Source organism: Candidatus Thermoplasmatota archaeon (assembly GCA_035541015.1).
Taxonomy (GTDB): domain Archaea; phylum Thermoplasmatota; class SW-10-69-26; order JACQPN01; family JAIVGT01; genus DATLFM01.
In genome coordinates this window covers 26,433-49,343 of record DATLFM010000097.1, presented here as the reverse complement: position 1 = coordinate 49,343, position 22,911 = coordinate 26,433, and the positions used below count along the sequence as shown (strand labels likewise).

The window sequence follows — 22,911 nt, the reverse complement described above, 5'->3', positions numbered from 1 at the left end:
TACCGCCCCGCCGAACCGGCGGTTCTTTGAAGGGAACGAGGAATCCGGAGGCGATGCACGTGACGCAAGGTCCAAATGCGCTGTCGGTTGGCCGGGCGATCGACATCATCGATGCGGCGACACGCTTCGAGGAGCCGTTTCGCAGGCGCACCGAAGGCCTTACGTGGATGGCCTGGGGCATCGTCACGCTCGGCTTCCTGCTGAGTTTTCTTGCCATGTTCCAGCAGGCCTCGATCCGCGCGCTTGTCGACCTCTCATCCCCGATTCCGTCGGGGACACAAACGATCGTGCGGACGTACGAGCCGGGCCTGGAAATGTATCTGCTTGCGGTCCTGTGGATTCTGCTGGGCCTGGCGGTGACGCACGTCCTTTGGCGCGTCGCGGCGCTTGTCCAGCCGCTCGGCCGCGTCTTTTGGCAGCGCGCCCTTGCGGTTTGCCTCTTCGCATTTTTCGTGCTCGCCGGCGTGGGCATCATGGCCTGGCTCCTGCCGCCGGCCCGAAGCCCGGGCGCGATCTTCGCAGGTTTGGGGCTGGCCTGGTATGCGTTGGGCCTTCTCAATTTGCATGGCGCAACGGCGCTTGGCCGCAGGGTAACGATGATCATCGGCGTGGCCATGTTTGTGGCTGCGCTCGGGGTCACGTACGCCTTGCCGGGGATCGCGGGCGATCCGTCGGACGTTTTCGTTCGGCTTACGAACTTGTTGCTGGCGGGGTCGGTCGTCACAGGCGGCGTTCCCATTGTGGCCGGCCTCTGGCAGGCGCTGCGGGGGTAGCGCGTGCTCCCAGCGATCGATCCTGTGATCCATCAGCCGCAACGTCTGCGCATCCTTGCGGCGTTGTACCGGAATCGTCAGGCTTCGTTCGTGGTCCTTCAGAGGGGACTTGGGCTAACGAGCGGAAACCTCGCGAGCCATGCGGCCAAGCTGGAGGAAGCGGGCTTTCTGGAGAGTTCGCGCGTGTTGGCGGACCTTTCGTTTGAGGTGCGGTTTCGGATCACGCCGCGGGGAATCGAGGCGTTCCACGCCTACCTTGCTTCGCTGAAGGCCCTCGTCGAGAGCGTCGGCCTTGAGGAGGCGCCGCAGGTCGCAAGCGGCGGGGAGGACGAGCCTCTTGTGAGGGCCGGCGAAGCGTGGGAACTCTAGCGCCGGCCGCCGGGGCCAAAGTGGAAGCCTGGAGCGACGCGTCTGGGCGGCCAGCACCTACGCCTTCTCGAGCCCGGCGAACTCTTGGTCCATCTGCTGCACGATCTTCACGTACAGCTCGTCGAAGTTCGCTTCGAAGCGGGCCTTCGAGAGTTCGGCCTTGGCCTTGATTCCCTGGATGGCCTTCACCGGCACGCCGCGGGCAAGCGCCGCGCGGGCAAGCGTGTCGAACTTCTTGATGGCCGTGAGGATCTTGTACTGGCGGGCAAGGGGCGCAAACGTGTCGATCGGGTGGAAGGCGTTCTGCTGGAGGAAGATCTCGCGCAGCATGCGCGCGACCTCGAGCGTGACCTGCTGCTCGTCGGGAAGCGCGTCCGAGCCCACGAGCTGCACGATGTCCTGAAGCTCGGCCTCGGTCTGCAGCGTGTCCATGGTCCAGTTGCGGATCTGGCTCCAGTCCTCGGCCACGTTCTTCCTGTACCAGTCCTGCAGGAGGTCCTGGTAGAGGGAGTACGAGTTGAGCCAGTTGATGCTCGGGAAGTGCCGGCGCTGGGCGAGCTTGGCGTCAAGGGCCCAGAAGACCTTCACGATGCGAAGCGTGTTCTGCGTGACGGGCTCGGAGAAGTCGCCGCCGGGCGGCGAGACGGCGCCGATGGCCGTGACGGATCCCGTCTCGCCCGAGAGCGTGACGGCGCGGCCGGCGCGCTCGTAGAACTCGGCGAGCTTGGCCGCGAGGTAGGCGGGGTAGCCTTCCTCGCCGGGCATCTCCTCGAGGCGCGAGGAGATCTCGCGCATGGCCTCGGCCCACCGGGAGGTGGAGTCGGCCATGAGGGAGACGTCGTAGCCCATGTCGCGGTAGTACTCCGCGATGGCGATGCCCGTGTACACGGACGCCTCGCGCGCCGCGACGGGCATGTTGCTCGTGTTGGCGATGAGCACGGTGCGGTTCATGAGGGGACCGCCGGTCTTGGGGTCCTTGAGCTCGGGGAACTCGGTCAGGACCTCGGTCATCTCGTTGCCGCGCTCGCCGCAGCCGATGTAGACGACGATCTCGGCGTCCGACCACTTGGCAAGCGTCTGCTGCGTGACCGTCTTGCCCGAGCCGAAGGGACCGGGAATCGCCGCCGTGCCGCCCTTGGCGACGGGGAACAGGCCGTCGAGGATGCGCGTGCCCGTCACAAGCGGGATGTCGGGGCGAAGCTTCTCCTTGACGGGGCGCGACTGGCGGACGGGCCACTTCTGCATGAGGCGAAGCTCCGTGCCGTCGTCGAGCTTGCCAATCACGTCCTCGACCGTGAACGAGCCGGACTTGATCTCGGCCACCTTGCCGCCTTTGGCGTTGGGCGGCACCATGATGTGGTGGAGGATCGTGGGCGTCTCCTGCACGGTGCCGATCTTCTGGCCGGGGCCCACCGTGTCGCCGCGCTTGACCGTGGGCGTGAAGTCCCACTTCTTCGCGCGGTCGAGGCCGGGCGCGAGCACGCCGCGGCTGATGAAGTCGCCCATCTTGTCCTTGAGGACGACAAGCGGGCGCTGGATGCCGTCGTAGATGGAGGTTAGAAGTCCGGGGCCAAGCTCGACCACGAGCGGCTGGCCGGTCTCGCGCACGGGCTCGCCGGGGCGGATGCCGGAGGTGTCCTCGTAGACCTGGACGACCGTCTTGTCGCCGGCGATCTCGATGACCTCGCCCATGAGCTCCTCCTTGCCGACGAACACGACGTCGTACATGCGCGAGCGGAGGCCCGAGGCCGTGACGACCGGACCGGCCACGCGGTAGACGACGCCCTTCTCCGTTGCAAGTTGCGCGGTTGCCATTGTGGTTCACCTGGTGAGCTGCAATTCCGTCATTTGTAGAGATCGATGCCGATGGCGCGCTTGACCTTCTCGCGCAGGTCGTCGGTTCCCGCCTCGCCGCCAAGCTGGATCACGACGGGGTCGATCGACTCGACGAGCCGGCGGCGCAGGCTCGCGGGGGCCTTGGCCGCCCACTCGCCGGGAACGACGAGGATCCCGACGTTGCCGGCCGCAAGCTGCTTCTCGAGGTCGGCGGCGAAGGCGCCCTCGTCCGTCGTGGTCGTGCGGGACACGCCCGCCAAGCGGAAGCCCACGACGAACTCTTCGGGACCCAGCACGGCGATTTCCTTCATACGATCAGGAGCTCCTTGAGCGTGGCCTCGGGAAGGCCCGCGGCCTTGCCAAGCGCAAGCACGCGCAGATTGTCCACCTCGACCTTCTTTCGAAGCACGTAGTCGACGACGGGAAGCACCGACAGCGGGTAGCGGTGGCTGAAGCTCTGCGCCGAGAGGATGAGCTGCTTGTCGAGCGCGGCCACGACGCCGGAGAGTTCGCCGCGCTCGACAAAGCCTCGGAGCTTCTCGGCCAGGGCGCCCTTGCCGAACGGAAGGCTCGCGACGTCGCTCTGGAGCTCGTCGGGGCTTGCGCGAAGCCAGCGCTTGACGCGCTCCTCCGGCGTTTCGGAGCCGCCCGGGACGTGGAGGTCGCCAAGCTCCTCGATGCGGTCGGCCCGCAGGCGAAGCGCCGTCTTGAGGTTGAGCGCGTCGATCTCGAAGCGGACCCACTTGAGGAACGCGCGGTTGGGCTCGTTTCCGGGTTCGACGGCGTGGAGGAGCTGCGCGTAGTAGCGCTTGTCGAGCGCGTTTTCGAGGTCCGTGAGGCTCTGCACGCCGCGCGCCAGGCTCTCCTTGAGGATGTCCCCGTACGGCGTCGCTTGCAGGCGCTCCACGACCTCTTCCATGCTGCCCAGCCGAAGCAGGCCCGCAAGGTCGTCGGCCGACAGCGCGCCGGCGGGGACGAGCTGGTCTTGGACCTCCTCGGGGGGCACGTTCGCGAACTTCCCGCGCAGGATCGTCTTCACGTTGTAGACGTCGTAGCGCTGGAGGATGAGCGTCACGACCGTCTCGACCTCGCCGCGCGCGAAGCCTCGCACCTCGGTGTAGGTGCGGGCGAGGTTGAGGCGCGTGGCCATCTCCACGAGCCGGGCGCCCGTGTACCGCTGGGCGAGCTCGTCGATCTCCTTGCGGTACGTGCCTTCCTGCAGCGAGCGCGCGATCTCGGGCGGGCTCATCGTCGCCAGGCGCTGGTATTGCTCCTTCGGGAGGAGCTTTGGCTTCTTGGCGCGGACGCGCGCCGTGACGTAGGGGTAGTTGCCCGAGAACAGGCGGGAGGACAACGACGCCAACGTCAGCTTGGCCATGTCACTTCTCCAGCAGCACCGACACGACGTCCTTCAGGTTCGCCTGCCAGATCTCGTCGAGGAGCGACTCGTAGCGCAGGTCCTCGCGGGTGGATCCGTCGGGCGCGTCCACGACGACGCCGCCGAGGAAGGCGCCCGTGGTCACGGGGCCCCCGAGCTTCTCGGCGGCCGCGCGGTCCTTCTCGGACACGACGAGGCGGCCGCCGGGGATGCCCGCGCGCGCGGCAAGCTGCTTCACGTGGCGTGCGCGGACCTCGGGCGGAAGCTCTCGAAGGCGGGTCTCCGCGGCCGCGCGCAGGGCGGCAAGCAGGGCCTTCTCGGCCTCGAGCTTGAGCCGGCGGGATTCGAGCTCGGCGGCCGCCCGCTCGCGGCGCGAGACGCGGACGATCTCGTCGGCAAGCTCGCGCGAGCGCTGCTCGCGGAATTTGGCCGCCTTCTCGCGCGCGGCAGCAAGGAGCGCTTCCGCCTCCGCGCGGGCCTTTGCCGCCTGGGCGTCGGCTTCGCTGCGGGCCTGCGCCCGGATCCCGTCGACCACGTTCTCGAGGGCCATGGTTCCACCTGGGGTTCGTTTCCGCTTCAGAGCGTCGGGATCCTGCCGGAGAGCAGGATGAGGCCGACGAAACCGAAGATGAGGATCGTCTCGACGAAGGCGAGCAGGATGAAGCCGCGACCAAGGAACGCCGGGTCTTCCGCCACGGCGCCGACGACGGCCGCGCCGATGCCGTACTGGGCGATGCCCGTGCCGATGGCGGCAAGGCCAAGGGCAAGGCCCGCGCCGATGACCATCAGGCCGGCGCCCTCGGCAAGGGCTCCGCGGTCCGATCCGGTTTCCTGCGCCGCCGCGGTGCCCGCAAGGGCGAGGACCGCCAGCATCCCGATCCCGATCTTGACGACGTTGTTGCCGCTCATGGGTATCCTTTTCCTTACGTTTCGATCGTGTGGATTCGTCGCTTTCCAAACGGCGCGAAGGGCTTGCCTCCGCCCGTGTAGAACTTGTTGAAGAACTCGACGTAGTTGAGACGGATCGCCTGGATGCCGCTCGAGAAGACGCCGAGCACGAACACGAAGAGCTGCGTGATCACGAACAGCACGAGCCCGATCACGAGGAACAGGAGATCGGTGCCGTCGAGGACCATCGCCACGAGCGTGAGGCTCGTGAAGGCCGCGGCCATGGCCGCCTTGGCGACGGCAAGGCCCGCAAGACGCGTGTAGGAGAGGAGGTTCGAGAGCATGGCGGGAAGCTCGAGCACGGTGATGGGCCCTTCGCCCACGGCCAGGAGAATCGCGCCGAGAACAAGCGCGGCCAAAAGCGCAACGTGGAAGCCCACGCCGGCCACGGCGATCGTGGCCTCCGGCACGCCCAGCACGTTCCAGGCGCCAAGCGCGACGCGGTTGCCGCCCTCGTAGCCGGCCATGTAGAGGATCTGCACGAAGAAGCCGATCATGAGCGCAAGCCAGCCGAACTTGGCGAGCACGTGTCGCTTCGAGTGGCCCCAGGCGTTGACCATGCCAAAGACGAGGCCCAGACCCATGTGGACGAAGGCCGCGAGGACCGAGAGCACGAGAAGGTCGGTGACCTGCGTGAGCTTCGAGAGCATCGGATCGGCGTGGAGATCCATGCCCAAGAGGCATCCCCACGAGACGGCGCCCTCGTGGTAGAGCGTGGAGCACACGCTGGCGGCGGTGATGGCCGCGTGCTTGTCCTCGAGGACGTGCTTGATGTGCTCGTACTCGTAGTTGGGGATGAAGAAGTGGATGCCAAAGGCCTCGGCGAACACGACGGCGCCCAGCACGCCGGCCACGATGCCCGCAAGCGCAACGGCGATGCCAAGCTCGCGGACGCCCTGGAGGTGGCCCAGGCGGCGCACGAGCAGGACGCCGATGAGGACCATGAGGATGCCGTACCCGAAGTCGCCGATCATGAAGCCAAGGAACAGCGGCAGGATGAGGGCGAGCACGGGCGTGGGGTCGATCTCGTCGTACTTCGGCGTGCTCACGAGATCGGTGAAGAACTGGAAGGGCCGGAAGGCCCGCGCGTTCTCGTACTTCGTCGGCGGCTCGGCCTGGGGCGCGGCGTGGGCGCCGCCGTGGTGAGCGTCGGCGTGGGCGACCGCGTGGGCGAGCACGTCCACGTGCACGTCGCCGCCGCTGGCCCGCTCGAGCGCCAAGCGGACCTTCGCAACGTCGGAGGCGGGGACCCACGCTTCGGCCACGAAGGCGTGCTCGCTTGTGGCAAAGGAGATCGGCGCCTCGGACTTCTCGACCTCGATCGTGAGGTCCTCCTCGGCGGCGACGAGGAACTGCCGGTGCTGCTCGCGGAGGCGGGCGAGCTCGCCCTCGGCGCGCTCGAGCTTCGCCTTAAGCTCGGCCTCGAAGCGCTCGACGCGCGCAAGCTCGTCGGCGGGACTGCCCTGCCCCTCGGGGAGCTCCTGCTCCTTGAAGCCGAGCGCGCGCAGGGCCTCTTGGGTGGGCGCGAGCAGGCGGCGGGGCACGAAGATCGCGTAGACGGGGGGCGCCTCGAACATCTCGTGCTCGCCGGAGGTCGCAAGCGAGAGGTCGCCCTCGATCTTGCGGGGATCGGCTTCGCAGGAGCCGACGATCACGGCCAGGCTCTCGTAGCCTCGGTAGTCGTCAAGCGACAGCGAAAGGGGAACAAGCGGCGCGAGGGGCTCGCGGCGCTTCTGCAGGTCGGAGAGCTCCTGCTGGATGCGGTTGCGGCCCTCGGCTGCCGAGGCGACGTCGAGCTCCATCTGCGCGATGGCCTGATCGAGCTTGCGGCGGATGTCGGACGCGGGGACGCGCGGCGCGCCCGGCGCGGCCGTGGCCTCCTCGGCGGCAAGGCCGAGGTGCCGGTGGAGGCCGCGCAGCTTGACGAGGCGCTCGCTTGCGCCGCTTCCCTCCGGAAGCGGCCGGCCGAGCTTGAACTCGGAGAACTCGGGGTCGTCGCTCTCGACGTGCTCGACGAGATGGGCAAGCTCGAGCCCGTAGAGCGTGTCGACGACGGTGCGAAGGCGCGCGCGCGGCGCGACGACGAGGAGTCGGGCCATGCGCGCGGGTTTCATGCGCTAGGCCACCCTCTGCTCGAACCGCGAAAGGAGGAGCTCGGCGGCCTTCTCGAAGGACTTGGAGTTGCGGCGCGCAAGGATGGCGTCGGCCTCGCGGCGGCCCTTTTGGAGGGCCGCTTCGCGCTCGCGGGAAAGCTCGTCCTTGGCGCGCGCGAGGCCCGTGCGGTGCTCGGCGTCGGCGGCGGTCCGGGCCTCCTCGAGGACGCGGGCGGCCGAAAGCTGGGCCTCGCGGACGATCGTCTCGGCGTTGCGAGAGGCTTCCTCGCGGATGCGCCGGGCCTCCTCCTCGGCCTGCTTGACGCGACGGAGCGCCTCCACCTTGGCGTCCATGGAACTTCGGGCGGGGAATCGGGTTGCACTATTAATAGGTGTCGGGGGGCCGGCCAGAGCGCGCGAAATCCGCGCGCCGCGCGACGGTTTCGCCGCGGCCCGTTCACGGTTTCGGCCGCACGCCAAGACCCGGCCCCGGCGGTGGCGCGACAAATCCGTCGCGGAGGGTCGCCCCCTCGAACGGATCGTTCGCCGTGAGGAACGCGCCGTCGAGGTCCGCGTGGTCGAAGGCGGCCAAAAGATGGCTTGCGGCCGTGATGCCAACGGACGTCTCGATCATGCAGCCGATCATGAGCGGCCAGTCGTGCGCGCGGGCGTGCCGCGCGATGCGCAGGGCCTCGTGCAGGCCGCCGGTCTTCATGAGCTTCACGTTGATGCCGTCGGCCACGCGGTCCGCCACCGCTTGCTGCGCGTCCGCGAACGAGAGCACGCTCTCGTCGAGGAAGATCGGGACGTCCGTCCAGCCCGCAAGCCTTCGGATCGCCGCCTCGCTGCCGCGCGCAAGCGGCTGCTCCAGAAGCTCGATCTCGAGCTTTTCCAAGGCCGAGGTCACGCGGACGGCCTCCGCCTCGCTCCAGCCCCCGTTGGCGTCGCAACGGATCGCCGCCTCCGGGCATGCGTCGCGGATCGCCGCCACCCGCTCGACGTCGCGCGCGGCCTCGCCCACCTTCACTTTTAGGACCCTAAAACCCCGCTCGACGTACTCGACGGACTGCTTGGCCATGGCCTCGGGCAATCCCAGGCTCACGGTGGCGCTCGTGGGAAGCCGCGCCGGTTGCAGGTTGAGAAGCTGCGCCACGCTCTTCTTCCGCTGCTTGCCCAGAAGGTCGGCGACGGCCGTTTCGACCGCGCACCGCGCGGCGGGCGTGCCCGTTTGCTTGTCGACCCAGGAGAGAAGCGCGACGGGGTCCGAAAGCTCGCCGCGCGCAATTCGCGCCGCTACGCCGTCGAGGAAGCGCGACGCGTCGTCGAGCGTCTCTCCGCACACGCGCGCGCTCGGCGAGGCCTCGCCAAGGCCGACGAGGCCGTCGTGCGAGAGCTCCACGACGAGCGTCCTTTCCGTCGTGGCGGCGCCGGCGCTGATGACAAACGGGCGGGAGAGCCGAAGGTCGACGACGCCCACGGAGAGCTTCAGCGCTTCAGCCTCCGGAGGGCGCGCTTGCCGGGGATCTTTCCGGCGCGCGCGAGCACCGCGTCGAGCAGCGGCTTTGGGCCAGAGCGCACGGGATCGGTCGTGGGCAGCCGGGTCTGGCGGCGCACGCGGGCGACGGCGTCCTTGGCCGCGCGCTCGGAGAGACCAAGCGTCATGAGCGAGACGGCGCACGCCTTCCCGCGCGTCCAACCGGACAGGAGCGTCTCGTTGAGGGCGATCTCCTCGCGCGGCGAGCGGAGCTTTGCGCCAAAGCCCTTCATCTCCTTGCGTCGCGCGTCGTGGCAGAGCACGAGGAGGTCGGGGCAGGCCCCGAACAGAAGGCTTGCCGTGACGCCCGCGTAGGCGGGATGCGTGAGCGTGCCTTGACCCTCGACCACGATGAGGTCGGGGTCGGAGCGGGCGCATTCGAGCACGAGGCGCTCGGTCGCGCCCGCCACGAAGTCGGAGACGACGGCGTCGACGGCGACGCCCGCGTCGGCGCCGATCATGATCCCCGTCTGCCCCGTCGCGGCAAACGCGGCCCGAAGGCCCCGCGCGCGGGCGGCGCGCACGATCTCCACGGCGGTCGTCATCTTGCCGGAGGAGCAATCCGTGCCGACCGTGAGGACGACGGGCGCGCGGACCCGGCGCCCCGAGCCGTCGAGGATGCGCTTCTCGGCTGGCGGCCGGCGGACGTCCACGATGCTTGCGCCGCTCTTTTGCGCAAGCGCGGACAGCTCGGGGTCGTCGGCGAGGAAGGTGTGAAGGCCCGAGACGACGCCGAGGCCGTTGTCGAGCGCCGCGCGGAGGTCCGGCCGCCAGGCGTCCGGGAGGGCGCCTCCCACGGGCGCGATTCCGATCACGACCTCGTCGGGGCCAAATCGCAGCCCCTCTTCGACCGACGCGACGACGGGCACGCCGCGGCCGACGGGGCCAACGACCTCGCCCGCGTCGCGGCCGGCGTTGCTGCGGTCCACGACGGCCACCGCGCGGCCGGGGTTGTAGCGGAGGATGCATACGGCCGTCTTCCCCCACAGCGGGTCGAAGCGGTCGTGGGCCAAAAGCAGCGCGCCGGGCATCGGCTCCGCAGCCGGGGGTGGCATGAAAAACGTTTTCCCGCGCGGGCGCTTCCGCGTTGTCGTGCGCGCGCAGCCGCTTGGCCTTGCCCTTGCCGCCCTCCTCCTCGTCCCCTCGCTTGCCGGCTGCGTGGCGCAGACCGAGTGGGCTCGCGAGGCCACGGGCCTTTCCACGCTCGCCGGACGCGGGCTCACGGGGGCGGGCGTGCGGCTTGCCATCATCGACACGGGCATCGATCCCGATCATCCGGCGTTTGCGGGCCGCACCGTCCGATGGGCCGATCTCGTGAACGGGCAGGGCAAGCCGTACGACGACAACGGGCACGGCACGCACGTGGCGGGCCTCGTCGTCGGCGCGACGGGTCTCTGGGCCGAGATCCTAAGCGGCGTGAAGCTTGCGCCCTCCGCGCCGGGCGTCGAGCTCCTCGTCATCAAGGCCATCCGGGCCGGCGGGGAGGGATCGGACACGACGGTCGCGCGCGCGGTCACGACGGCCAAGACGCAAGGCGCGCACGTCATCCTCATGAGCCTGGGCGGCGCCAAGGGCCTCCTCCTTGGGACGGAAACGGAGAACGCCGTCTCCGACGCGCTGCGCGCGGGCGTGTTCGTCGTCGCGGCCGCGGGCAACCGCGAGGGCGGCGGAAACGGCGACGTCGCAAGCCCGGCGAGCGTGAAGGACGTGATCGCCGTGGGCGCCGTGGACCGGAACCTTCGCATCGCGTCGTTCAGCCAGCGGGGCGACAACGGCGGCGTGGTGGGCGGCCTCGTGGGCGCGCGGCAGAATCCCGACCGCAAGCCCGAGATCGTCGCGCCGGGCGTGGGCATCCTCGGGCCCTGGCGCGGCGGGCAGTACGCGACGGCCGACGGCACGAGCCAAGCCGCGCCGTACGTGGCCGCCGCCCTTGCGCTCCTTCTCGAGGCCAAGCCCGAATTCAAGCGCGAGGGAAGCCGGGCCGGCCACATCGGCGCCGTGAAGAGCGCGCTTGCCGCCTCGGCGCAGAAGATCGGGCCGCTTGCCGGCGCGTCGGGACTTGCGCACGACGATCGGTACGGCTACGGCCTGCTGCGCGCCGACCGCTGGCTCGACAGCCTGCGGTAGACGGCCCCGTGCACGAGCTTTCCGTCGAGGTACGTGGCGACCGCGGAGAGCCGGTCGATGCGGGTCGGGTCCTCACGCGGATCGCGCGAGAGCACGACGAGGTCCGCAAGCTTCCCCGGCGAAAGGCTTCCAACGCGATCCTCCGCATGGCACGCCCAAGCGGCGTCGGCCGTGTAGGCCCGCAGCGCCTCGTCGACCGTCAGCCGTTGGCGGGGGTAACGCGCGTTCACGGCCGAATGGATGCCAAACAGGGGACCGTAGGGCATGCCGTCGCTCCCGAGGGCGATCCGCACGCCCGCGTCGGCCATGTCGCGAAGCGGCAGCAACCGCGACGCGCGCCGCACGCCCAGCCGTCGCTCGTACAACCCGTCCTTGCCGCCCCAGCGGCCCAAAAAGTTCGGCTGCACGCTTGCCACGACGCCCAGGCGCCGCGCCCGCTCGATCGCGTCCTGCGAGGGAAGAAGGAAATGCTCGATCCGATGACGCGCGTCGGCGCGGGCGCGCGACCGCTGCGCGTCGGCCGCGGCCGCCAACGCCTGGTCGATCGCGCGGTCGCCGATCGCGTGCATGCAAAGCTGCAGCCCGCCCGCGTGCGCCCGCCGCGCGATCGACCGCAAGCGCGCATCCGAGTACGTGAGGAGCCCGCGCACGTCGGGCGCGTCGGCAAACGGTTCCGAGAGCGCAGCCGTGTGCGACCCAAAGCTCCCGTCGAGGTACAGTTTCACGCCGCCCCAGCGGATCCACGCGTCGCCCGCGGTGCCCCGGGCGAGCGCCTCGTCGAGCAACGACTCGCGCGCCTTGAGGTACGCCCGAACAAGCGGCCGCCCGGAGCGGGCGTGGCGACGATACGCCCGTGCCTCCCACGCTTCGGAGGTCTCGGCCACGCTTGCCACGCCCATCGCGTGCAACCGCCGCGCCCCCCTCCGCAAGCCCGCGTCGACCTCCTCGCGCGTGGCCCGGGCGGCCTCGTACGCGCGGTCCGCCGCGTCCTCGCGCAGCACGCCCGTGGCGACGCCCGCCTTGCGCTCGACGCCTTCGACCCCCCGCAGGTCCAGCCGAACGAGCGCGGCGGAGCTCACGACGGCGCTGTGGCCGTCCACGCGGCGGAGAAGGACCTTGCGGTTGGGCGCGACGGCGTCGAGGTCCGCGCGCGTGGGAAGCCGGTTCTCGGGCCAGCGCGTCTCGTCGAACGAGTGTGCGACGATCCAAGCGCCGGGCTTGGCGCGCGCGGCGCGGACGCGCAGGGAGGCGAGCGCCGAGCGGAGGCTTCGGGCCTGCGAGAGGTCCAGGCGCGAGAGGTCGAGGCCAAAGTGGGTGAGATGCGTGTGGGCGTCCACGAAGGCCGGAAGCAGGCAGCGTCGGCCAAGGTCGACGACCCGCGTGCCCGGACCTGCGAACGCGCGCGCCTCCGTGAGCGAGCCTGCGGCGAGGATGCGCCCGCCGCCGACGGCGAGGGCCTCGACCCGCGGGCGGGCGGGGTCCATGGTGAGGATCGTGCCGTTGCGGAACAGCAGCGAGGCGGGCACGCGGGGCAAACGGCGCGGGCGCAAAAAGGGCTGCCGCTTGCGCGCGGGAAGGAGTGGGACGCTCCCCCGGGGTGCGGCCCGGGGGAGCCAACGAGGTCGCCGCCTCGTTTTTGGTCGGGGCTGTTGGTGTCGTTGGCGCTTGCAGCGCAAGCGTTGGCCTGACGTTGAACGGGCGGGCATTAAGGGATTCCCTGTCACCGCGAGGAGGAACCGACCACCGCGTTGTTTTAATAGCGAGAGCCTGCATTCGAGCGCCGCTTTGGATTGTGGGCGTCGCCTAGCCTGGTAGGGCGCAGGATTGCTAATCCTGTGTCTCATGGACTCCGGGGTTCAAATCCCCGCGCCCACGTTTTTCGAGGGAGCGAAGCGACCGAGAAAAACGTGGCGAGGTGACGAGCGACTGCGCGCGCCGCAGGCGCGCGCAGAGCGAAGTCACCGAAGCCCGAGCATCGGTCGGCGCCGCCGAAGGCGGCGCCGGGTGCCGATGCGAGATTAAGCGGACGCGATGATCATTCATCGCACTGCGATGATCATTCATCGCGCCCGTTCGAGCGCCTTCTCGACGACCGGCGCCAGCCGTTCCGCGAGCTTGCGGTAGCCGTTCGCGTTCAGGTGCCATTCGTCGTCGCTCGTGCACGCGGGGTCGCCAAGGATGCCGTCGAGTGCGTGGAGGACAAGCTCCGCGTCGTGGCGGATCGCAAGCGCGCGCAGCCCGTCGTCCCACGCGCTTCCGTATTCAGGAATGGTGACGCCGACGAGGATCGTCGGGACGCGTCGGGAGGAGAGCTCCGCGAGGATGGCGTCGAGGCCGGAAAGCGCGCGCTCGACGGGTTCCCCGCGCAGCGCTTCGTTTCCGCCGAACTCGACGAGCACGAGGCGCGGGTCGCGATCGAGCACCTCCTGCGGGAGGCGGGAGAGGGCTTCGAAGGCCGTCTCGCCCCGCCAGCCCGCGTTTTCGACGGGCACGCCAAGCAGCCGTTCGAGCACGGCGGGGTACGCGCGCTCGGGAATCGCTCCGATGCCTTCCGTGTGGCTGTCGCCGAAGGCGACGACGGGTCGCAGGTCCAATGCTATCGTTCCCCGAAGTGAGTCATCATATACGGAGCGCTCACATAGTCTTCCGCGATGGCAACGACCGAGCGGGAGATCTCCGCTCCTGCCCTTCCGGCTTGCGATTGCGAGGCCTCGCCGGGCCCCGTTCCGTCGATCGACGAGCGGGACGCCCGCGTCCTCTCCGAACTTGCGCAGGATTGCGAGGCCACGGTCGCCTTCCAGGGATTGCGCCGCCGCCTCCACGTCCACCAGCAGGCCTTGGCGCGGGCGCTCAAGCGCTTGCAGGACGACGGCCTCGTGGCGCACGACGAGAACGGGTATCGGCTCACGGACGCCGGCTGCCGCGTCGCCGTTGCGATGGGGGCCGTCTCCGCGCCTCGGCTTGCCGCGCCTTCCGTTCCCATTCTCCAGGCGCTCCTTCCGCCGCACGTGAGTTCCGAGGCGGTCGTGGAGCGTCTTTCGGGCCGTTGGTTCCGCGGGTTGCGCTGGTACGGCAAGTCCGAGGGGCCCGGCGAGACGACGCTCACGTGGCTTGCCGAGCCGGACGGGTCGGCCGTCCGCGTCCGGATGTCCGGCGGCTCGTTTGCCGTGGAGGCCGAGGGGCCGCTTGGCTCCACGAAGGCGTTTGCCGCTTCGCGTCACATCGTGGCGGCCGTGGCCGACCTCTACGGCGTGTCGGCGGGGCCCTCCCGCGGGCTTGCCACGCTTTCGGACCGCGGCACGTTTGCCGCGTGACCGGGCGAAGCGTGACCCGGTCGTCGCGCCGCTTCGTCAGCAAGCCTGCGGCCGGACATACGCCTGCTTGCGGCAAACGTGCCGCGGAGTGCAACGATGACGTACGCGAATTGCTGCGGGCCCGGATACGGCGGACGACGGTACCTCTCCCGGGACGAGAAGCTCGAGTGGCTGAACGACTACGCGAAGGAGCTGGAGAACGAGCTCAAGGGCGTGAAGGAGCGCATCCAGGAGCTCCAGAAGGCATGAGCGATCCGAGGCTGCCCTTCCATCCCCGCGACCCGTTTGGCCCGGAGCCGGGCCCGCGGGGGCCCTGAATCCGAAAACGTCTTCCGGGGCGGCGGGGTTCGGGAGACCGATGCGCAAGGGCCGCAAGATGCCCGACGTCCGGATCGAGGGCACAAGCGAGCAGGAGTTCGAGCTCGTCGACGGCAAGATCCGCCCCAAGCGGAAGGACCCGGGGAACGCTTGACGCCGGTCCTTCGCGCGCGCCGCGAGACGCTCGTGGGCGTCGTCCTCGTGCTCGCGGGCCTGCTTGTCTCCTACGCCGCCGCCTTCGTGCTCTCGCCCGAAGGCGGCGGCACGGAGGCTCTCGCGGCCGGGTGGCTCGTGGTGCTGGGCTTCACGGCGGTCCTCGTCGGCGCCTTCCTTTTCGTCCTCGCGCCGCGGTTCTGAGCTTGCCGCTCACGGCGGCTTGACGCCGCAATGCTGGCACAGCCGCCGGTGGTCCTCGTCTCCCACCCAGTCCACGCGAAGGTACTCGGCGATCTCCTCCTCCGTCATGCCGATGCGTCGGGCCTCCTCCACGCCGGCGCGGTAGGCCTCGATCTCCGTGGGCCGGTCCACGTAGGTGTACGTCTGGTCGAAGAGCTCGCGCCCGTCCTTCCATTGCACGATGTGCACGAGCTCGTGCACGAGGTCCACGTAGATGCCCCGATCGGGCCCCTCGCGCAGGTACGACTGCGCGACGCACAGGCGGCCGTGCACGTCGTCGATCCACATGTAGCCGTCCCCCGGCACGACGTGCACCTCCACGCTTTCCACGAACCGGGCGAGCGCCGTCTTGCCGCCGACGAGGCGCACGAGCACCGGAACGGCGTCGAGGCCCGTGGCAAGCGCCGACAGCGGGTGCACGCCGTCGGAAAGGTCGCGCCGCAGGACGAAGCCTTCCACGCGGCCGCGATGGGACCGCGTGCATTAAGGCTTCGCGGTATCTCCCGGACGCATGGACGTCTTCCCGCAACGGTTCTACGCCCGGTTCCGCCAGACGACCTCCCGCGGGACGCGCACGACGACGGCGCGCACGCCCTCGGCCGGCGGCTCGCGGAAGCTCGACCACGTTCTCGTGGCGCTTCGCAAGGACCTGCGCGAGACGCTCGCGTGGGACGAGCACGAGCTTTCGGGCCAGGGCTGGCACACGGCCATTCCGGGCTTGGGCGAGCGAGGCGTCTACGTCATCGCGCTTTCGCCGCAGGACGCCGAGCTTGCCGCGCGCTTTGGCAAGGCGCTCCTCGAGCGCGAGGTCCTTCGCTAGAGCGCAACGGAAAGCTTGAAGCGGTTGCGTCCCTTCGCGGGAGGCGGAGCGCGCATGACCCTCATCCACGAGGCCTTCGACGGCAAGTACAAGCTCGAGGTCGAGACCACGGGCTACGGGGGGCTCCTGCTCATCTTCCGCGCCGCGGCGGTGAAGGACGGGCAAGAGGTCCTCGAGACCCACCAGTTCGAACTCAAGCACGAGGAGGCGCGCATCTTCTGCAACCTCCTCGACAACCACCTCTCGATGTACGAGTGAGCGAAGGGAGGTTGCGTTGGCCGCGCGCGACGTGGGCGACGCCGTCCGCGACGTCGCCGATCGCATCGAGCAGGCGATCGCGCAGCAGGTCGAGTTCGATCCCCACTGGTTCCGCCGCGCCTTCCACGCTTTTGGCGCCGCGTTTGTCGCCTACTACCTCCTGCCCTCCGAGGGCACCGTCGGCCTGTTTCGCGACGTGCTGCCGTTGGCCATCTTCGCCGGCGCGGTGGGGCTCGAGCTCTACCGCATGAGCGGGCGCGTGCCCACCGAGGCCTTCTTCGGGCTTCGCGAGTACGAGCGCCGGCGCGTTTCCGGCTACGTGTACTTCGGCTTCTCGGTCCTCCTGCTCGTGTACCTGTTCCCGCAGCCCATCGCCGTCGCCTGCATCCTCGCGGCCGCCATCGGCGATCCCATCGTGGGCGAGTTCCGCCGGGCCAACCTTCCGGCCGCAAGCGTGGTCGCCGGGTCGGCCTTCGTGCTTGGCGTCTTCCTGCTCATCGACTTCCACCCGCTCCTTGCGGTCTTCGGCACGGCGCTCATGATCGTGGCCGAGCGCGTGAAGATCCGCTGGCTCGACGACGATTTCCTCATGCCCATGCTGCCCGCTGCGGCGCTGTACGCGATCACGGCAAGCGGCCTGTTCGCCGCGCTGGGCATCGGCCTTCCGCCCGATCCCATCACGACCACCGTGGAGGTGCCCTCGTGGCTCGCGTGAAGCAGCGGAACCTCCTGCGGCGCGGCGTCCGGGCGGAGCTCTTCCTCGCCCCCGGGCTTGTCCTGTTGCCCATCCTCGTGGGCGCCATTTTCGTGGAGCAGGGCATCCGGCTCGACAACGTGCGCTACCAGGTGCTCGGCCTTGTGATCATCGCCGGCAACCTCGTGTTCGACGTCATGATGGTGGTCACGGCCCTACGGTTCCTCCGCATCTCCGCCGACGAGGACGCGCCCGGCTCCGGCGGCTAGAAGGGCAGCGGGAAATGGAGAGCACAAGCGTTTTGGCCGCGGAGCGGCTATCCGGCGCGATGGCGGTCGACCCGTTCGAGCACGCCCACCGCACGCCCGGCGTGGTCTGGATGAGCCAGAACACGAACTACCTCCCCGGCTCGCCGCGGATCCGGGGTGCCGTCTTGGCAGCCATGGATCGGGGGCTCCACCACCAGTATCCGCTGAAGAAGGGCCTCCCGGGCCTTCCCCAACTCGTCCGGGACGACCTCGGAACGCCCAACCACGACGTCCTGATCACGCACGGCGGCCTCGAGGCGAGCTACATCCTCTGGCGCGCCGTCCTGTCGCCCGGGGACGAGGTCGTGGCGAGCGACCCGTCGTTCCTCCCCATCCACGCGCAGATCCGCCTCTCGGAGGCCACGCCCGTGGAGCTTCCCATCTACGCGCCCCCCTGGAAGCTCACCGTCTCGCAGATCCGCGACGCCCTCACCGACCACACGCGAGCGATCCTGCTCATCGACCCCATCAACCCGCTGGGCACCGCCTACACGCGCGACGAGGTGCGCGCGATCGCCGAGCTCGCGCGGGAGCGGAGCCTCCTGCTCGTGCACGACGTCACGTACCGCGACTTCGCGCAAGCGCCCGCGCTTGCCACCGAGTTCTACCCCGAGAACACCGTCCTCATCTACAGCTTCAGCAAGTGGGCGGGCCTCGCGGGCCTCCGCGTGGGCGCGCTCGTTGGCCCGCCGGACTGGATGGCCAAGTGCAAGCCCTACGATACGAACCCCCTGGGCGTAAACGTGCTCGCGCAGGCGGCGGCCAAGGCCGCGCTCGAGACGAAGAAGGAGTGGCTGCCGGGGATGCTTCGGACCTGCCGGGAGAACCAGGCGCTCATCAAGGACGCCGTCGCGAAGATCGAGGGCGCCTTCCTGCCCGTCTACCCGTCCCACGCCAACCTGTTCGTGATCGACGTCTCCGCGACGGGCGTCGACCCGGCCGCAATCGAGGAGAAGCTCCTGTTCGAGCACGGGGTGTTCGTGCGCGGCGGAGCGTACGTCTCCGAACGGTTCGGCCGGCGGTTCGTGCGCGTCTCGTTCACGGTTCCCGCGGCCGACTGCAAGCGGTTCGCCGAGGCGTTCCCAAGGGTCGTTTCGGACCTTGGGCGTTGACGCTTCGAGCCGTGCGCCCGAAAGCCTAGACCTCCTCGCGCCCAAGGACGTCGCATGCACGGCCCCTCGGACGCGACCCTCGAAGCCGCCTGCGACCACCTCCGCCGCTGCGCCATCGCGTCCATCCGCTACGCCGGCTCGCCCCACGGCGTCGAGGACGCGCGCGACCTCGCCGAGATCGCCTCCACGCTCGCCTGGACGCAGGTGTTCAGCCGCGCGTCCACGGGCGCAAAGCTCTTCAGGCACGACCCGCCTGGGTCCGGCCGTTGAACGGCACCGCCCCCGAAACGCGGTTCGAGTGCACCTCCTGCGGCCACTGCTGCCGCTCCCTCATGCAGCACGTGTACGAGTGGCCGGACCGCCGAGGGCCGGTCTACCGGCTGAGCGACACGGCCGGCCTTCCCCTCACGAGCGCCGAGCGCGCGCGCCTGCTGCCCGTCGCGAGCCGGCGCGGGCTTGCGTGGCAGATGGAGCCCACCGACGGCGTGCTCGACCTCGCCTCCTCGCGCGTGCTCGTCGTGGGCTACCGCGCGACGCACGACACGTGCGTCTTCTTCCGCGAGTTCTCGCCCGGCGACCCGTCCTGGATCGTCGGCCCCTCCGGCGCGCCAGGCGGCGTCTGCTCGGTGTACGATGAAAGGCCGCTCGCCTGCCGCGCCTTTCCCTTGAAACCGATGGGTCGCGAGCTTGGCGTCTGCATCGACTGCCCGGAGGTCGTGGACGCGGGCGACACGTTGGAGCACACGCAAGCCGCGTACGGGGACATCGTCGATTCCGCCCACGCGTTTGCCCGCGAGCCGCTGGAAACGCTGCGCGTCATCCAGTTCCTGGCGACGGCCCGACGCATCGCGCCCCTCGTGGGACCCTCGAACCGGGAGGCGCTCGAGACGGCGCGCGGCTGGCCGCGCCTGGACTGGCAGGAGTTCCTGCAAGCCGAAGGCGTCCGGGCCTAGGGCCGGAGACGCCCGATCCTTGGCGCAAGTGCGGCGCGGCCCCCAGCCAGAACCCAGGCCGCCGCGGCAAGCGTCGGGATCGCGATGGCCGCGCCGATCCAGAAAAGCGGCGGCGAGAACGAAAGGCGAACGTCGCCTCCGGCGAAGTCGGCCGTGGCCTCGGCCGCGATCATGCCTTGATCGTCGACCACGCGGAAGCCGGGGGTCGAGACGGTCCAGCCGGGGTAGTACGTCTGCTTGACCGTCACGCGCTCCCCCGCCGAAAGCGCCGGCGCATCGATCACGATCGAGCCTCCGCCGATCGCCCGCAGGCTCGCGGGCTGCACGTCGCTTCCGCGCACGACGAAGGCCGGTGGAGCGGCTTGCAGATCCTCGTACAGGAGAAGGGGGCCCAAAGCTTTCGTGTGGAGCGTCTGTACAAGGCGCAGCGACGAGTCGTTGGCGTGCTTCTCCGCTGTGGCGTTCGTCACGAGGTAGTCGCGCCAATGCAGGACGCGCTCGCCCACGCGGTAGGCGCGCGGGCCCCGCCCGAGAAGCAGGCTTGGCTCGTTGATCCACTCGAGGCTGTGGCCCTCGACGCCCTCCAGCGTCGGAACGCCTTTCGCGACGAGGAAGAGGTCGGTCACGCCGTCGGGCTCCACGAGATGGTAGCCCTCCTGGGGAAGCGCGGCGGCAAGCTCCGCGCTCGCGTCCGTCTGCCCGGGGTAGGGGGCGGGCGTGAAGAGGCTTCCGTTCACGGCAAGGAGCGAGCCCACGATGAACAGCGCCAGCCCCTGGGGAAGCCAACGGGGAGGCCAACGGATCGGCTGCCCCATGCGCGACAGCACGAGCGCGGCCACGAGCACGCCGGCCACGACCGACAGCAGGTCGAGCGGGCGCACGTCGTACGACGTGATCTCGGTGAACCGCGCGTACATCGCCGGCATGACGAGGAACACGAGCGCGGGCATCACGATCTCAAGCGCCTGCAGGCCCGCAAGCGCAAGCGTTCCGCGGCAAAGCCAGCGCGCACGGTCCGGCGCCAGGCGGTCGAGCCAGTGGGGCAGGCGTGCAAGGCCCACGGCGGCCAGGAGCACCACGAGCGGGAAGAGCACCATCATGGCCCGCGCGGGCGCGCGAAGCATCGACAGGACGGGGAGCTGGTGCAGGACGCCAAGCGGCGTGAAGAACCCCTGGATCCAGATCACGAGCACGGCGACGAGGGCGAGCATCCGGCGCTTCTCGGGGAAGGCAAAGGCGCCGGCGATCGCAAGGCCAAACGCGAGCGGGCCGATGAAGACGTTGCGCTCCTCGAAGTTCACCTGCGGGATCTGCCACCGCGCGTTCGAGAGGAAGGACGCGATCTGGTCGTAGAGGCCCATGCTCGCGTACAGGGGCTCGACCACGCGGCCTACGACGAAGCTGAACTCGGCAAGCGGAAGCACCTTCACGGCCGCAACGGCGGCGGCCACGGGGAAGACCGCCACAAGCGCGAGCAGGACCCGCGGCCGCAGGCGCGGGAGAGCCCAGCGCCCCGTCGGCCATTCGAAGCCGTCCGTCGCCATGAGCGCAAGCGCGGCCAAGCCCATGTACAAGGGAACGTGGACGTCGCCCAGCAGCATGACGCCGATCGCCACGCCCGCGCCAACCACGGGCCGGAGGCCCTCGCCGTCGGCGACGCGCAGCAGGAAATGGAGCGCAAGCGGGGCCCAGGCGATGCTGGGAAGGAACACGAGGTGGCCGGCGAACACCCGGGACGCAAAGCAGCCGCCGAGCAGGAAGATCGACGCGCCGACGAACCGCCACGCCGGGTCGGGAACGTACCGGCGCGCGAGGACGTCGAAGAACACGGCGCCCAGGACCAGGTGCACGAGGAGGATGGCGTAGACGCCAAGCTCGGGGCCCAGAAGCGCGACGGGGCCGGTCGTGAGCGGGTACCACGTGCTGCTGAACGGGTGCGCGTGCAGCGGGTGGCCCGCGCCGGAAAGGGAGGTCCAAAGCCAGTCGCCCTGCGCCGTGAGGAACGGGTGGAGGAACAGGTTGTAGAGGTCGGGACCGCGCGGCCACGTGTGCGGGAACGAGGCGAGCAGCCGGGCGGTGAGCGCAAGCGCGAGCCCGACGTACCCGAGGAGCGCCCACCGCGCGATCCCGAGCATCGGTTCCAACGCAAAGCGAGCGCTCGGATAAGGGTTTCCAAATCCTGTTCCTTTATGCGGAGCGCGCGTCTTGCGGAGTCCATGGACCCCCCGCGCGGCGGGCTTGGCGCGCTCGATCTTGCGGGCCACGCCCGGCGCCGCCTCGCCTTCCTCGAGGCGCACCGCCTGCTGCGCTTCATGCTCGTGGGCGCAAGCGGCGTCGGCGTGAACCTCGCCGTGCTCTACACGCTCACGGAGTTCGCGGGTCTGTACTACCTCGCAAGCGGCGCCGTCGCCACCCAGACGGCCATCGTCACGAACTTTCTCCTCAACGACGCCTTCACGTTCCACGACCGGCGAAGCGGGCTTCGGGCCGGCCGGTTCGCCCGCTACGAGGTCGTGAACCTCGGCGGGCTTTGCATCAACGTGGCGGCGCTCTTTGCCTTCACCGAGCTTGCGGGCTTCCCCTACATGGTCTCGGCGCTGTTTGCCGTGCTGTGCGCCTTCTCGTTCAACTACGCGCTCAACTTCCACTGGACCTACGGCCGGCGCTGAGCGTCACGGCTTGGCGCGAAGCCGCTCGCGCTCGGCCTGCACCATGAGCGAGACGAGCTGCGGGAAGGTCGTCTTGGGCTTCCAGCCAAGGAGCGTGCGCGCCTTCGTCGCGTCGCCGCAGAGCGCGTGGACCTCGGCGGGGCGGAAGAAGCGCGGGTCGCTCTCGACGTGCTTCTCCCAATTACCGACGCCGACCTCCTTGAACGCGAGCTCGCAGAACTCCCGGATCGTGTGCGACTCGCCCGTCGCCAGCACGAAGTCGTCGGGCTGCGGGTGCTGCAGCATGCGCCACATGCCCTCCACGTACTCGGGCGCGTAGCCCCAGTCGCGCTTGGCGTCGAGGTTGCCAAGCACGAGCTTGCGGTCGAGGCCCTCGGCGATGCGGGCGACGCCGCGCGCGATCTTGCGCGTGACGAACTCGAGCCCACGCCGCGGCGACTCATGGTTGAAGAGGATGCCGTTTGTCGCGTACATGCCGTAGCTCTCGCGGTGGTTCACGGTCGCCCAGAAGGCCATGACCTTGGCAACGCCGTAGGGGCTGCGCGGGTGGAACGGCGTCCGCTCGTCCTGCGGCGAGACGGCGGCAAGGCCGAACATCTCGGAGGAGCTCGCCTGGTAGAAGCGCGCGTCGGGCGCCCGCTGCCGAACCGCTTCGAGCAGGCGGAAGACGCTCACGCCTGTCACGTCGCTCGTGAGAACGGGCTGGCCGAAGGAGACGTGCACGAACGACTGCGCCGCGAGGTTGTAGACCTCGTCGGGCTTCGCGTCGGCGGCGATGCGTTGGAGCGAGGCCGAGTCGAGCATGTCGCCGTCGTGGAGGACGATGCGGTCCTTGATGGCCTCGAGGTTCGAGAAGTTGGGGACGCTCAGGCGCCGGACGAGCCCGTGCACCTCGTAGCCCTTCTGGAGAAGGAGCTCGGCGAGGTACGAGCCGTCCTGGCCCGTGATGCCCGTGATGAGCGCCCGCTTCATGCCGACCCCAAGCCAAAGCGCGCACAAGAAGGTTTCGGG

Annotated in this window: 28 protein-coding genes and 1 tRNA gene; 15 read left to right on the top strand and 14 right to left on the bottom strand. The window is 69.7% G+C overall.

Going from position 1 to position 22,911, the window contains the following annotated elements; translation table 11 throughout:
- The first annotated feature begins 59 nt into the window (after positions 1-59).
- Together VM681_09415 and VM681_09410 are read left to right on the top strand one after the other, a co-directional pair.
- Positions 60-773 (top strand): hypothetical protein, encoded by a 714-nt coding sequence (locus tag VM681_09415; protein HVL88202.1) that lies wholly within the window; start codon positions 60-62, stop codon positions 771-773.
- 3 nt (positions 774-776) lie between these two features.
- Positions 777-1,142: a transcriptional regulator gene (locus tag VM681_09410; protein ID HVL88201.1), complete on the top strand. Its 366-nt coding sequence runs from the start codon at positions 777-779 to the stop codon at positions 1,140-1,142.
- Between the two features lie 57 nt (positions 1,143-1,199).
- Here the strand turns inward: VM681_09410 and VM681_09405 are convergent, their stop codons facing one another.
- From VM681_09405 to VM681_09365, 9 genes are all read right to left on the bottom strand, one after another.
- A complete protein-coding gene (locus VM681_09405; GenBank protein ID HVL88200.1) occupies positions 1,200-2,957 on the bottom strand; it encodes an ATP synthase subunit A in 1,758 nt (585 codons plus the stop codon).
- A gap of 29 nt (positions 2,958-2,986) precedes the next feature.
- On the bottom strand, positions 2,987-3,289 hold the full coding sequence (locus VM681_09400; protein ID HVL88199.1) for a V-type ATP synthase subunit F: 303 nt from the start codon (positions 3,287-3,289) through the stop codon (positions 2,987-2,989).
- Positions 3,286-4,356, bottom strand: a complete 1,071-nt coding sequence (gene ahaC / locus VM681_09395) for an ATP synthase A1 subunit C (protein HVL88198.1) — start codon at positions 4,354-4,356, stop codon at positions 3,286-3,288. The genes VM681_09400 and ahaC overlap by 4 nt, the downstream gene beginning before the upstream one ends.
- Position 4,357: 1 nt before the next feature.
- On the bottom strand, positions 4,358-4,906 hold the full coding sequence (locus VM681_09390; GenBank protein HVL88197.1) for a hypothetical protein: 549 nt from the start codon (positions 4,904-4,906) through the stop codon (positions 4,358-4,360).
- Positions 4,907-4,932: 26 nt separating this feature from the next.
- Positions 4,933-5,265 carry a V-type ATP synthase subunit K gene (locus VM681_09385; GenBank protein ID HVL88196.1) on the bottom strand — a complete coding sequence of 111 codons (333 nt, stop codon included), beginning with the start codon at positions 5,263-5,265 and terminating at the stop codon, positions 4,933-4,935.
- A 14-nt stretch (positions 5,266-5,279) separates the two neighbouring features.
- On the bottom strand, positions 5,280-7,418 hold the full coding sequence (locus VM681_09380; protein ID HVL88195.1) for a V-type ATP synthase subunit I: 2,139 nt from the start codon (positions 7,416-7,418) through the stop codon (positions 5,280-5,282).
- Between the two features lie 3 nt (positions 7,419-7,421).
- Positions 7,422-7,751 carry a hypothetical protein gene (locus VM681_09375; protein ID HVL88194.1) on the bottom strand — a complete coding sequence of 110 codons (330 nt, stop codon included), beginning with the start codon at positions 7,749-7,751 and terminating at the stop codon, positions 7,422-7,424.
- 103 nt (positions 7,752-7,854) lie between these two features.
- Positions 7,855-8,874: a dipeptide epimerase gene (locus VM681_09370; protein HVL88193.1), complete on the bottom strand. Its 1,020-nt coding sequence runs from the start codon at positions 8,872-8,874 to the stop codon at positions 7,855-7,857.
- An 8-nt stretch (positions 8,875-8,882) separates the two neighbouring features.
- Positions 8,883-9,962: a DUF1611 domain-containing protein gene (locus VM681_09365; GenBank protein HVL88192.1), complete on the bottom strand. Its 1,080-nt coding sequence runs from the start codon at positions 9,960-9,962 to the stop codon at positions 8,883-8,885.
- Positions 9,963-10,023: 61 nt separating this feature from the next.
- Here VM681_09365 and VM681_09360 point away from each other — a divergent pair, with 61 nt between their 5' ends.
- A complete protein-coding gene (locus VM681_09360; protein ID HVL88191.1) occupies positions 10,024-11,058 on the top strand; it encodes a S8 family serine peptidase in 1,035 nt (344 codons plus the stop codon).
- On the opposite strand, the gene VM681_09355 is transcribed toward VM681_09360, so the two are convergent.
- Entirely contained in the window at positions 11,013-12,584 is a 1,572-nt protein-coding gene (locus VM681_09355) for an amidohydrolase (protein ID HVL88190.1), read from the bottom strand. The two genes, VM681_09360 and VM681_09355, sit on opposite strands and share 46 nt — an antisense overlap.
- Positions 12,585-12,850: 266 nt before the next feature.
- Here VM681_09355 and VM681_09350 point away from each other — a divergent pair.
- A tRNA-Ser gene (locus VM681_09350) sits at positions 12,851-12,933 on the top strand.
- Positions 12,934-13,118: 185 nt separating this feature from the next.
- Here VM681_09350 and VM681_09345 read toward each other — a convergent pair.
- Positions 13,119-13,652: a GDSL-type esterase/lipase family protein gene (locus VM681_09345; GenBank protein ID HVL88189.1), complete on the bottom strand. Its 534-nt coding sequence runs from the start codon at positions 13,650-13,652 to the stop codon at positions 13,119-13,121.
- A gap of 57 nt (positions 13,653-13,709) precedes the next feature.
- Here VM681_09345 and VM681_09340 point away from each other — a divergent pair, with 57 nt between their 5' ends.
- The 3 genes from VM681_09340 to VM681_09330 all read left to right on the top strand — a co-directional run bounded on the left by VM681_09340 (position 13,710) and on the right by VM681_09330 (position 15,047).
- The gene (locus tag VM681_09340; protein ID HVL88188.1) at positions 13,710-14,372 is read left to right on the top strand and encodes an Lrp/AsnC family transcriptional regulator; all 663 of its coding nucleotides are present in this window, start codon (positions 13,710-13,712) and stop codon (positions 14,370-14,372) included.
- A 78-nt stretch (positions 14,373-14,450) separates the two neighbouring features.
- Positions 14,451-14,621 carry a hypothetical protein gene (locus VM681_09335; protein HVL88187.1) on the top strand — a complete coding sequence of 57 codons (171 nt, stop codon included), beginning with the start codon at positions 14,451-14,453 and terminating at the stop codon, positions 14,619-14,621.
- 219 nt (positions 14,622-14,840) lie between these two features.
- Complete coding sequence (locus VM681_09330) at positions 14,841-15,047, top strand: hypothetical protein (GenBank protein HVL88186.1); 207 nt, start codon at positions 14,841-14,843, stop codon at positions 15,045-15,047.
- Positions 15,048-15,056: 9 nt separating this feature from the next.
- Here the strand turns inward: VM681_09330 and VM681_09325 are convergent, their stop codons facing one another.
- Entirely contained in the window at positions 15,057-15,545 is a 489-nt protein-coding gene (locus tag VM681_09325; protein HVL88185.1) for a hypothetical protein, read from the bottom strand.
- Positions 15,546-15,597: 52 nt separating this feature from the next.
- Between VM681_09325 and VM681_09320 the strand changes: the two genes are divergently transcribed.
- From VM681_09320 to VM681_09290, 7 genes are read left to right on the top strand one after another with little or no spacing between them, the layout of a single operon-like run.
- Positions 15,598-15,906 carry a hypothetical protein gene (locus tag VM681_09320; GenBank protein HVL88184.1) on the top strand — a complete coding sequence of 103 codons (309 nt, stop codon included), beginning with the start codon at positions 15,598-15,600 and terminating at the stop codon, positions 15,904-15,906.
- Positions 15,907-15,960: 54 nt separating this feature from the next.
- Positions 15,961-16,164: a hypothetical protein gene (locus VM681_09315; GenBank protein ID HVL88183.1), complete on the top strand. Its 204-nt coding sequence runs from the start codon at positions 15,961-15,963 to the stop codon at positions 16,162-16,164.
- A gap of 16 nt (positions 16,165-16,180) precedes the next feature.
- Positions 16,181-16,879: a hypothetical protein gene (locus tag VM681_09310; GenBank protein HVL88182.1), complete on the top strand. Its 699-nt coding sequence runs from the start codon at positions 16,181-16,183 to the stop codon at positions 16,877-16,879.
- Positions 16,867-17,127, top strand: a complete 261-nt coding sequence (locus tag VM681_09305) for a hypothetical protein (GenBank protein HVL88181.1) — start codon at positions 16,867-16,869, stop codon at positions 17,125-17,127. Before VM681_09310 ends, VM681_09305 begins: the two co-directional genes overlap by 13 nt.
- A gap of 59 nt (positions 17,128-17,186) precedes the next feature.
- Positions 17,187-18,278 (top strand): pyridoxal phosphate-dependent aminotransferase, encoded by a 1,092-nt coding sequence (locus tag VM681_09300; protein ID HVL88180.1) that lies wholly within the window; start codon positions 17,187-17,189, stop codon positions 18,276-18,278.
- Between the two features lie 54 nt (positions 18,279-18,332).
- Complete coding sequence (locus tag VM681_09295) at positions 18,333-18,548, top strand: hypothetical protein (GenBank protein ID HVL88179.1); 216 nt, start codon at positions 18,333-18,335, stop codon at positions 18,546-18,548.
- Positions 18,545-19,231 carry a hypothetical protein gene (locus VM681_09290; GenBank protein HVL88178.1) on the top strand — a complete coding sequence of 229 codons (687 nt, stop codon included), beginning with the start codon at positions 18,545-18,547 and terminating at the stop codon, positions 19,229-19,231. The genes VM681_09295 and VM681_09290 overlap by 4 nt, the downstream gene beginning before the upstream one ends.
- On the opposite strand, the gene VM681_09285 is transcribed toward VM681_09290, so the two are convergent.
- Positions 19,228-21,366, bottom strand: a complete 2,139-nt coding sequence (locus VM681_09285) for a hypothetical protein (protein HVL88177.1) — start codon at positions 21,364-21,366, stop codon at positions 19,228-19,230. The two genes, VM681_09290 and VM681_09285, sit on opposite strands and share 4 nt — an antisense overlap.
- Positions 21,367-21,447: 81 nt before the next feature.
- Between VM681_09285 and VM681_09280 the strand changes: the two genes are divergently transcribed.
- Complete coding sequence (locus VM681_09280; protein ID HVL88176.1) at positions 21,448-21,900, top strand: GtrA family protein; 453 nt, start codon at positions 21,448-21,450, stop codon at positions 21,898-21,900.
- A gap of 3 nt (positions 21,901-21,903) precedes the next feature.
- Here the strand turns inward: VM681_09280 and gmd are convergent, their stop codons facing one another.
- Entirely contained in the window at positions 21,904-22,872 is a 969-nt protein-coding gene (gene gmd, locus VM681_09275) for a GDP-mannose 4,6-dehydratase (GenBank protein ID HVL88175.1), read from the bottom strand.
- Between the last annotated feature and the right edge of the window lie 39 nt (positions 22,873-22,911).